General features: G+C 38.4%; 5 protein-coding genes. 3 read left to right on the forward strand and 2 right to left on the reverse strand.

Annotated features, from left to right (window positions below; translation table 11 throughout):
- A complete protein-coding gene (locus tag AAC073_RS16650; RefSeq protein ID WP_339924926.1) occupies nucleotides 1–1,353 on the forward strand; it encodes an NAD(P)/FAD-dependent oxidoreductase in 1,353 nt (450 codons plus the stop codon).
- Nucleotides 1,354–1,371: 18 nt separating this feature from the next.
- Here AAC073_RS16650 and AAC073_RS16655 read toward each other — a convergent pair whose 3' ends face one another.
- The gene (locus tag AAC073_RS16655; RefSeq protein ID WP_339924927.1) at nucleotides 1,372–2,331 is read right to left on the reverse strand and encodes a pyridoxal-phosphate dependent enzyme; all 960 of its coding nucleotides are present in this window, start codon (nucleotides 2,329–2,331) and stop codon (nucleotides 1,372–1,374) included.
- A gap of 16 nt (nucleotides 2,332–2,347) precedes the next feature.
- Here AAC073_RS16655 and AAC073_RS16660 point away from each other — a divergent pair, with 16 nt between their 5' ends.
- Nucleotides 2,348–3,382, forward strand: coding sequence for an RluA family pseudouridine synthase (locus AAC073_RS16660; RefSeq protein WP_339924928.1), 1,035 nt, complete (start codon nucleotides 2,348–2,350; stop codon nucleotides 3,380–3,382).
- A gap of 489 nt (nucleotides 3,383–3,871) precedes the next feature.
- The gene (locus tag AAC073_RS16665) at nucleotides 3,872–8,197 is read left to right on the forward strand and encodes a hypothetical protein (RefSeq protein WP_339924929.1); all 4,326 of its coding nucleotides are present in this window, start codon (nucleotides 3,872–3,874) and stop codon (nucleotides 8,195–8,197) included.
- A 166-nt stretch (nucleotides 8,198–8,363) separates the two neighbouring features.
- Here the strand turns inward: AAC073_RS16665 and AAC073_RS16670 are convergent, their stop codons facing one another.
- Nucleotides 8,364–8,936, reverse strand: a complete 573-nt coding sequence (locus AAC073_RS16670; protein ID WP_339924930.1) for a hypothetical protein — start codon at nucleotides 8,934–8,936, stop codon at nucleotides 8,364–8,366.
- Nucleotides 8,937–9,460: the final 524 nt, after the last annotated feature.

Genomic DNA, 9,460 nt, shown 5'->3' on the forward strand with positions numbered 1-9,460 from the left:
ATGAAAGAGAAAATAGACCTATTGGGCGCAGGGCTCATTGGATCCCTGCTAGCCATATACCTCAAAAAAAGAGGATTGGACGTAAATATTTACGAAAAACGTCAAGATTGGCGCAAGGTACAGAAGAAGGGCGAAGGTCGATCGATCAATATGGCCTTGAGTGACAGAGGGTGGCAGGCACTGGAAAAAGCCGGCATAAAAGACAAAGTATTGCCATTTACCCTTCCCATGTCGGGGAGAAGAATTCATGATGAACATGGGAGCACCTACTTTCAGCCTTATGGCAAGGAAAATCAAGCCATCTATTCCATAAGCAGAAATGCTTTCAATGAGATCCTTCTGGATGAGGCTGAGGCACTTGGAGCAAATATTCACTTTAACCATAAGGTAGAACAGGTAAATGTTTCCAAAAGAGAAGTAGAATTTTGTCTTGAAAATGGGGAAGAAAAGCGCATGACTTCTGATGTTTTGATAGGTTCTGATGGCTCATTTTCAGCACTTAGAAATGCTTTTCAAAGCCAATTGAGGTTTAACTTTTACCAAAAATTTATTTCACACGGCTACAAAGAGCTGCACATACCTGCCACTCCTGCAGGAGAGTTTGCCATGGATCCCAAGGCCCTCCATATATGGCCAAGGGGAAAGTTCATGCTCATTGCATTGCCTAACCTTGACAAATCCTTCACTTGTACATTGTTTTTGCCTTTCGAGGGATACAAAGTCAGCTTTGAAAACATTTATGATGACCAGGATGTCGTTCAAATCTTTAAAACTTATTTTAATGATGCTTTTGACCTGATGCCTAATCTGTTGGCTGATTTCAAAAACAACCCTACCTCAGCACTTATCAATACAGAGTGTTACCCTTGGACAGAAAATAACGCCTTATTGATCGGCGATGCGGCGCATGCCATGGTTCCCTTTTACGGACAAGGCATGAACTGTGGGTTCGAAGACTGCTTTATACTAGATAATTTAATTGAGAAATACGGTACTTCTTCCTGGGATTTGGTATTTGAAAAATTTCAGAAAAATAGAAAGCCGGATACCGATGCCATCTGCCAACTCGCCATGGATAATTTCGTGGAAATGAGTGACAATGTAGCCGATCCCAATTTCTTGATCAGAAAGAAAATAGAAGCGAAACTTCACGAATTGTACCCCAATGAATGGCAGCCCCTGTATACCATGGTTACCTTTTCTGACATCCCCTATTCAGAGGCTTATGCCATTGGCAAGTTGCAAGCCAAAATCATGGATGAGGTAATGAAGGATCCAAACGTCACCAAAAACTGGAATAATTTGGATTATGAAGCCATTTTGGCGAAAGTCGAAACTTCTGGAGCCGTCTAATTGGGGAAATACACTAGGTCAAAGTTGGATGCCCAGCCTTTGTTCAAAGCCGCGGATGCCTTGCAAGCCACCAGTATGTAACACCAGTATTTTGCTTCCATAGGGAAAGTAATCTTTCTGAATCAAATCGAAGAGGCCAAACAGCATCTTGCCTGTATATACCGGGTCAAGAGGTAGATTGGCTTTTTTCTTCAGCTCCTGCATAAACTGAATCAAGGCTGGTTTGTGTTTGGCGTATCCGCCGAAATGATAAGCAGTCTGAATATTATAAGTACATTTTGGACGAATATTATGCTTCTGAAGTAAATCGTCTATTTCTGAAAATATAAAATCGCCTTTTAATGCAGAAAAGCCTATAACCTGTTGCTTCGCTGTTGCACTGCCCAAAAGCCCTGCAAAAGTGCCGCCGGTGCCAATAGGTGTGGTGACAAAATCCATGTTTAGGTCCTGATCCGTTAGAATTTCTTTCGTGCCTTTGATGGCCAGGGCATTGGTACCGCCTTCGGGAATAAGGTAAAAATCTCCAAACATGCCCTTTAATTGCTCAAGAATTGTAGGGCTGTCCTTTTCCCTGTAATCTGTTCTGTTCATGGGGTGAAGTAACATCCCCTGATTTTGAGCATCTATTAAGGTGGGGTTAAGTGGCGCAATGAGCTCGCCCCTGATCACTCCAATGGATTCAAGTCCATTTGCTGCCGCGGCAAAAGAAGTGGCATGGATATGATTGGAATAAGCCCCTCCAAAGGTTAATACGCTACGAAAACCAAGGTCTTTGGCAGTTTTTAAATTATAATGTAGTTTGTAGAATTTATTACCTTGTACGTCTGGATGAAGAAGGTCCAGTCGCTTTACCATTACTTTTAATCCCCTTTCTCTAAATAAAGGGCTAAATAATTGTTGATAAATAGGAGGTTTAGTTGGAGCCAAAATAAAATAATCTAATGATTTAAGGTCAAAACTCTTATTGTTTTTGATCAAATCCTAATTTTGCACCATGACAGAGATCACAAATGAAGAATTACCTGAAGAGGAAAGCTATTTTGACCATTATGAACTTGGCGTAGATCCAGGACAACGGCCAATAAGAATAGATAAATTTATTACTGATAAAATGGCCTATACTACTAGAAGTAAGGTTCAACACAGTATTGCATCAGGAATTGTAAAAGTCAATGGGGAAACAGTCAAGGCAAATTACAAAACCAAAGCTGGTGATGTAATCACATTTGCCATGGAAAAAACCCGCAAGGAGACTGATGTTGTGGCAGAGAATATTCCTTTAGACATCAGATATGAAGATGATCACCTTATGGTGGTATATAAGCCCGCTGGAATGGTTGTTCATCCGGCACATGGCAACTGGACAGGCACTTTGGTCAATGCTTTGGCTTACTATTTTGAAAACCTCCCTGAATTGCCTGGAAATTCCGGACGACCAGGTTTGGTCCATCGCATTGACAAAGACACCAGTGGATTGCTGGTAATTGCCAAATCTGAGCGGGCGATGACTCATCTCGCGAAGCAATTTTTTGACCATTCCATAGCAAGAACTTATGTGGCCATGATTTGGGGTGAACCTGAAGAGGATGAAGGAACGATCAATGTCAACATTGGGCGGGGTATAAAAGACAGAAAAGTAATGCAGGCTTACCCTGAAGGAGATGATGGTAAATCCGCAATCACCCATTGGAAAGTAATAAAAAGATTGCGTTATGTGACTTTAGTAACCTGTGTGCTGGAAACTGGTAGAACGCATCAGATCAGGGCTCATATGAAACATATAGGCCATCCGCTGTTTAATGATGCAATGTATGGAGGAGATCAAATCCGGAAAGGCACTCAATTTTCAAAGTATAAAACCTATATTCAGAATTGTTTCCAAATATTACCCCGGCAAGCCCTCCATGCCAAATCTCTTGGCTTCATTCACCCGATTACGGAGGAGGAATTGTATTTTGAAGGAGAAATGCCTCAGGATATGTTAAGCGTTATAGAGAAGTGGGAAAATTACGTGAAATTTGAAAAATAGCTGATTATTAAATCGCTAATCTCTGCAATAATATAGGATAATAAATTTCCGAATTCACTTTAAATACGGCATAAAATTTTCATTATTATAAAATTTTAATATTTTTAATGAAAATATTTTCTTAACCTCGATGTTTTATTACATTTGTTACATCAAAATAAAATTTGGTCTCGATTCTTTGACGCCAATACTTTTTTTGATAGCGTTCTAAAATATTGTAGGGTGTTGAAATTGGCAGACATGCCCTCCTGTCTCGGGGGTGAGGAATCCGGTTTATCCGGCGTATTGGATAAAGCACGCATAGAGCTCAATGTGTTGCCTAACAACCTCGTGGAGGTTCGAGTCCTTCTCCTACAGCTCAATTACTGATAGCCTGTGGATATATTAAAGTATATATTCACAGGCTTTTTTTATTTACAGCCTTATATTTTTCTTTTCGTATTCTTTCTTAAGTAATTTCCTCGTTATTTTGTATTCTTGATATGAAAAATGAATGAAGACCAAATAGATATCAAAAAATCTGGTAGGAAAAGAAAGCGATTTCTGAGATTTTTTTCAGTTTTTGCCCTGTTAATCGTTTCAATTCATTTTATGCTATTTTTTGGAGCGGATTGGCTCTTTAGAGAATTCATAAAACAACAAGTTGAAAAGGTGTCCAGTGGCAAATACCTGGTAGAATTCGACAGGGTTTACCTTTCTCTTTTCCAACGGGGACTTTTTGTGGAAAATTTTCAACTAATCCCAGTTGATCCAGCCATTTTTGATGCGGCCAAGATCCCCTATTATAAAATCTCTGTTGATCAATTAGATATATTAGGACTGAGCTTCAATCGGGAAGAAGGCAAGCTTACGGCCCAAGAATTGCGACTGACAGCCCCCGTAGTTCAGTCAAGGCGTCAGGTAGATCTAGCTGAAAACGAAAACAACAGCCCTCTCAAACAACTTGAGATTGAAATAAAGAAATCCCTTAACGGCTCTTTAAAAGAAATTTTCATACATGATTTCTATGTAGATCAAGCCAACCTTTTGATCGAAAATTTCATAAGCCAAAAATCTATTTCTGCTGCCAATACCAATTTGTACCTTAAGAACATTCACTTGAGAGGGGATGAAAAAGGGGACACCCCTTTTGGCATGGAAGGTTTTCGTTTAGATTTTGACGATTTTGAGGTATCCCTTGCAGACAGCATTCACAAAGTGATGGCTCAAAAAGTAGCTGTTTCTTCACTGGAGAAACAAATTCTTGCCGAAAATGTCAAAGTTTCTCCCAACCTTACAAAACCTGCAGATGTATATTATGAGATATCTTTGGAAAATCTTGCCTTAGAAGATGCAGACATCACAGAAATGTTTCTAACCTCTACAGTCGATATCGGGAATCTCTCACTTGAGGCACCGCATTTTGTCCTCTATACAGATAGAAATGCAATGGAAGATGAGGCAAGAACCACTGACTTGTATGAGCTGGTCAAAGATTTACTTGAATCCATTTCCATAAAATCACTCACCATAGACAATGGGCAATTTCTGCAAAGAGGTGTTCTTAACCCAAACAAGAATAGGATAGAAGCAGATGATATCCAATTCTCAATGGAGGATGTCTACCTTGGGCAAGATGAAACTTTAAAAAAGGATAATTTTTTATATGCCAGAGATGCCACCCTAAAAATTAACAGGGCCAGGATAGCTTTAGCAGATGAAATCCATTGGATTTCAGGGCAAAAAATATACCTCTCTACCGTAGATGATAAGGTAAAAATCAATGAAATAGAACTCAAGCCGGAAGTAAATGAAGACAGCCTCTCCAATACCTCCTTGTTTGAAATAAAGGTGCCCTTATTGGAATTTGCCAACGCTAACCTGAGAAAAGTTTACAATGAGAACATTATTGACATCGGCGAATTAATGATTAACTCCCCCGATGTAGTAATTAAAGACATTCTCGGCAATTCTTCTGAAGAAGACAAGCCCTCTCAAATGACCGACCTACAGCAGCTTACAAAAGGGTTTTTCAAAGCTGTGTATGTGCAAAAATTGGAAGTGGAGAGCGGAAGCCTTGTCTTGGACAATCACCTTAGAATTAGGCAAGACAGTCTTGCTTTTGGGAAAATTAATTTCCTTCTGGAAAATTTCCAGCTGGATGATAAGCACATGACTGACACCTCTGCAAGGATTTTTCTGGCAGACAACCTAAGGTTGGAAATTGAAGATTACGCCCTCAAATTATCGGATAACCTTCACCTTTTTGTGGCAGATAAAATCCTTATTGACACCAAAAAGGATTTATTGCATGTAGATGGATTCAAGCTAAAACCCTTTTCGCCAGAAGCAGTTCTCCCTCTGTTAGACAAATATGGTAGAACCACGGTTTTGGACATTGAAATCCCTGAATTTTCTGCTACAGGAGTTGACATCAATCAAGCTTATTTCCAAGAAAAATTATTTATACGTCATATTGATATTCCAAGCCCATCCATACACTGGACCAAATACATTACTAAGGACAAGCGCAAGCAGGAAAAATTAGAGCGTGGAGACATCCTCGAATTGGTCACCAATTATTTTAAAGTGATCAGTGTAGATTCTTTAAGCACTGACAAAGGCTCTTTCACCTATGAGAACTTTGCCAATGGAGAGTTTAGGTCCTTCGCCGAAAATGACATTTCCGTCAAGGTCAAAAATTTCTACCTCGATGAAAACATAGACCCTTCCGCTAACCGTACCTTGTTCTCAGATGAAGTGGATGTAAACCTAAACAATTACCTATTCAATATTGCCAGCGGAAAATACAGTATCGTTGCCGGCAGGATAGGCTTTAATTCTGCACGAGAAGAAATCAACACCTTCAATGTGAAATTAATGCCTAATAAGGACCTGAAAGCTAAGGTCAGTATCGAGGCCAGTTTTCCAGACCTAAGCTTTAGTGGCGTTGACCTCGAAGCTTTTCTATTCGACAATACGCTTGCGCTCACCAAGCTTAAGTTTTCTGATGCTGAGGTCAGTCTATCCATAAACAGGGATTTCAGCAAAGGAAAAGCCAATGCCGACACCACCAAGAAGAAAAGTAGAAACCTGCCAAAAACAATAGATGTAATAAAGATTGACTCCATTCTAGCGACCAATGGAACCTTTAACGTCGCCAATTATCAAGAAGGAAATGACCTACAATTGATCAATACTGGGATAAACATTGCCATTGCTGATTTTCTTCTAGATTCTACCCGGTTGTCACAAGGGGACATTGCAAGTTTCTTTTCCACCATGGCATTGGATGTGGATGACTTTTCACTGGCACTAAAAGACAGTGTGCATACCGTTACTTTTTCTAAAATCGAACTTGACTCTAGAGAAGAAGAAATTTTGATAGAAAATGTCAATGTTGTACCGAAGAGTCATCCTGAAAACCTTAAAGGGCCAATCATAAATGCCCATATACCAAAAATCACGATTAACACGCGTTCCCTCACCAGCTTTCAAAAAACTGGTGTTTTGGATGTATCCCTTTTACAGCTTACGGACCCTGAAGTAAAGCTCTACCTGAACAAGGATGAGCCAGCCATTGTAATGCCTCCAAAGGAAGAAAAAGAAGTGACCAGAAAAATACTGGAAAGTATTCTAGTCAGAAACTTTAAACTTAAAGGCGGTAGTTTTGCATTAATAGACAAGACGGACACTACCTCTGAAAGAGCTTTTAATAACCTTAGGTTAATATTAAGTGATCTAAATTTTGACTTTACACAAAAGCAAACCTTTAGTTCCGACTTCTTCTTCAATGATGATTTCCGATTTGAATTCAAGGATTATGTCTTGAATCTATCCGACAGTCTAAATCAGGTAAGCATTGGTAAGTTAATGGTCTCAACAGACAAGCTTGTGCTTGACGAGGTCCGCTTCTCACCAAGGGTTGGAAGGTTTGCTTATGCCAGAGTAAAAGGAAAGCAAACGGACGCTATGGAGCTATTTGTTCCAAAAATAATTATCGATGGATTTAATCTACAAAAATTCATCTCTGAAGAAAAACTCGAGGCCGTCACCATGAAGCTCAAAAGTCCTCAATTGGAAGTATTCAGAGACAAAAGGATAGAAGAAGATACCTCGGTATTTAAGATGATGCCACAGCAATTGATGGAGCTCTCAAGTCAGATAGTCGAAATAGATACTTTGATTGTGGACAATGGACTGGTGACCTACAGAGAATTCCCTTTAAAAGGTATGGTGCCAGGGGAAATTACTTTTGATCAATTTAATGCTAAAATGTATCCTTTTAGGCTAGGTGAATTTGGTGAAGACAGAAAAACTCCAAAAGTTGAAGCCACATTAAGATTGAATCAGGCAGCAGAGATGAAAGCTTCTTTATCCATGAGCTTTATAGATCCTTACCCTCTTTCTATCGACGCAAGCGTCGGACCATTCGAACTTTCAGCTATCAATTCGATTTTGGCAACGAATGCTTTCGTAACTGTGAAAAGGGGTACAATTAAGTCTGGTGAATGGAATTTTGTTGCAGACAAGAACCATGCGATTGGTGCAATGATCCTAAAATACAACGATCTTAGAGTTCAACTGCTCGAAGAGAGAACCCTTGAAGAGGCAGGTGGAAGAAAAGGTATTTTAACCTTTGTCATCAATACTTTGGCGCTTCGAAAAAACAATCCTCGCCCACTGTTTAACAGATTAGTGCCTTCGCCCATTTATGTAGAAAGGTTACACCACAAGTTCGTTTTCAACTATCTATGGAAAGCTACCTTTTCCGGTTTGATGGGAAGTTCGGGACTTATGAAGCCCAAAATTCCGAAAAAAGAGGAGGAAGAATAGAAAAATAAATTTGCACCATGCAAAATAAACGAATTACTAAAAAGACGGAGGCTCATTAGAAATATGAGGCAATCTCTTATACAAAACTATATTCAACAAAAAAACCAAAAGAGCCTCAGTATTGACCGAGGCTCTTTTGCATTCATTGTAATTTTAAATCTATTTATCAAAAAGAATAGGCCAGTCCAGCCCGTAACCAATAGCTTGTATATTGACTTCTGAACCTTATTCCATAGGCAACCGCCGGAACAAACTGCAAATTATCAGTCAAGAAAACCCTGGCTTTAAGTTGCAGCCTTGGTGCATGCGTCACTTGATTATAAGTTTCTCTAATGGTCACACCCTGGCTGGTTAATTCACTTAAAAGTTCGTGGGTCGTATGTCTCAAATAGGCCAATTCACCTGATAGGATAACTCTCTCGGACTGGTGGAAGTCATAGCCCAAGCCCAAAGAAAAGGTAGACATGTTAAAGTAATCCATTTCTTCCGGTTCCAAAAAAAACCTATTTCCTTTACCTTCAAAATTAAATTTTCCATAGGTAATATCTCCATAAAATCGATCATTAATGTACCGAGAATAGCCAATTTCATAGCCCTTTGCAGACAAGTTCCCACCTGTATACTTATCAGCTTCAATAAAAGAATAACCAAAATAAATGGTGTTTTTGGTATTTGTCTGAGCATCGCTAGTACGCACAAACAGAAAGACTGTTAACGCTAATAATAATAGATGTTTCATTGTATAATTAATTTTCTTCTAGTGTAAAATAATATCTTATTCTGTTAAATTTATAAACAGGATAGTTTTGGCTATAACTATTTAGTTTACAATTTATTACAAGATAGTAGTGTTAATCCTTTTTTCATTTGATTTAGAATCTTAATAGTTTAAAAATACATTTATTTTAAAGCGTAACGCAGTTAAAAATACTGTTTAAAAAAACAACTAAAATAAAAATATTAAATGTTTTTATATAAATATTTACCACGGTATAAATTATATATTAAATAATAACTGCAAATGTATTAATAATAATTTTAATAATAAAACAATAGTTGAAATTGATTAACCAAAAACAAAGCAACGTAAGATTTTGCTAACAATTACTTATCCTACCAGTATAAAAAACATTTAATAGGTGAAAAGATGTTCTTAAGGAATCTAGATTTTACAAATATCCGCCCCAAAAATATTCTTTAAAAAGAATTATTGAATAAGGCGCTTTTTAAATGGTATAAATAGGGCTATATTGCTAGTAAACG

Source organism: uncultured Cyclobacterium sp., assembly GCF_963977555.1.
GTDB lineage: Bacteria > Bacteroidota > Bacteroidia > Cytophagales > Cyclobacteriaceae > Cyclobacterium.

Bases quoted from the DNA above. Each gene is read 5' to 3' on its own strand.
- AAC073_RS16650 (WP_339924926.1), top strand. From the start codon at position 1: ATGAAAGAGAAAATAGACCTATTGGGCGCAGGGCTCATTGGATCCCTG.
- AAC073_RS16660 (WP_339924928.1), top strand. From the start codon at position 2,348: ATGACAGAGATCACAAATGAAGAATTACCTGAAGAGGAAAGCTATTTT.
- AAC073_RS16665 (WP_339924929.1), top strand. From the start codon at position 3,872: ATGAATGAAGACCAAATAGATATCAAAAAATCTGGTAGGAAAAGAAAG.
- AAC073_RS16670 (WP_339924930.1), bottom strand. From the start codon at position 8,936: ATGAAACATCTATTATTATTAGCGTTAACAGTCTTTCTGTTTGTGCGT.